1 protein-coding gene is annotated in these 1,451 nt (G+C 46.2%); it reads left to right on the top strand.

Going from position 1 to position 1,451, the window contains the following annotated elements; genetic code table 11:
* The first annotated feature begins 34 nt into the window (after positions 1-34).
* Positions 35-1,392 (top strand): IS1182 family transposase gene (locus KQX66_RS36350; RefSeq protein WP_216798385.1). Its coding sequence is split into 2 segments (ribosomal slippage): positions 35-599 and positions 599-1,392, totalling 1,359 coding nucleotides; the frame shifts between segments, so codons are not numbered across the junction.
* Positions 1,393-1,451 lie beyond the last annotated feature (59 nt).

Below are 1,451 nucleotides of genomic sequence, written 5' to 3'. Positions count from 1 at the left end.
TATAATATTGTTATCCTAACAAGGCGGTGGTTGCATGCTTCGCTCTAATCCGAATGTGCAAAACAGCTACGAATTCGTTTGTTTGGAAGAACTCGTGCCTCAAAATCATTTGCTCCGCAAGATCCACAAACACATTGACTTTTCCTTTATCCTTGAAAAAGTGAAGCCATATTACTGTGAAGATAACGGCCGCCCTTCGGTCGATCCGATCATGCTCTTCAAAATGATGTTCATTGGCTATTTGTACGGCATTCGTTCTGAACGCCAGCTCGAGCAGGAGATTCAACTCAACGTGGCCTATCGCTGGTTTGTCGGATTGGGTTTGACAGATCGCGTTCCGGATCACAGCACCTTGAGCTTGAATCGCAAGCGACTTCAGGATAGCGATGTTGTCCAAGAAATCTTTGACCATATTGTATTCAAAGCTATTGAACTTCGGATGGTTGCAGGCCGCGTACTCATCACGGATTCAACCCACCTTAAAGCCAATGCCAACAAGCGTAAATTCATTAAACAAGAAGTCGAAAAGAGCGTCAAAACCTATCTGGACGATTTGGACGAGGCCGTTCAGGCCGATCGGGAAGCTCATGGAAAAAAGCTTTAAAGCCTCGGAAGGAGGTGACCCAGACAAAGGAGACGAAAGTGAGTACAACGGACCCCGAGAGCGGGTACATGGTACGCGATGGCAAGCCGGAAGGCTTCTTCTATTTGGATCACCGGACGGTCGATCATAAATACAATATTATTACCGATGTACATATTACACCGGGAAATGTCCATGACTCGAAACCTTATCTTGAGCGGCTTGAACTGCAAATAAAGAAATTTGAGTTTGACAAAACATTGGAAGCCGTTGCCCTAGATGCCGGTTATTACACAGCAGATATCTGCAAGAAACTCCATATTCGTAGAATTTATGCCGTCATTGGTGGTCGAAGCTATACCCCAGTAAAAGGTTTGATCGCCAAGTGGCGATTTAAGTATGACCGAGAGCGCGACTTGTATATCTGTCCACAAAAACAAGAGTTGCCTTATGCTACGACAGACCGGGAGGGTTACCGACAGTACAAGTCGGCCCCTGAGATTTGCAAGGACTGCCCGCTGCTTTCCCAATGTACACGTTCAAGGAACAAACAAAAGATTCTGACTCGACATGTTTGGCAGGATAGCAAGGAGTGGGTAAAACAAAATGGGCGGTCTCGCTCGGGCAAATATCTGTACCGTCTCCGATACCAAACGATTGAGCGAAGTTTCGCGGATGCCAAAGAGCTCCATGGACTTCGCTATTGTCGGTTCCGCGGCAAGAAAAAAGTCTTAGAGCAAGCGCTCATGACTGCCATCTGCCAGAACGTCAAGAAGATCGCCAACCACCTGGCCAAACTAGCCGGATAGGGCGATCTTCTGCTTTTTATATGCTCGATATTTCAGGAATTAAATTAATTATTCAAGCG

Origin of the sequence: Paenibacillus oleatilyticus, assembly GCF_018998565.1 — a bacterium.
Taxonomy (GTDB): domain Bacteria; phylum Bacillota; class Bacilli; order Paenibacillales; family NBRC-103111; genus Paenibacillus_G; species Paenibacillus_G oleatilyticus.
This window is presented reverse-complemented; position numbering and strand designations above follow the sequence as displayed.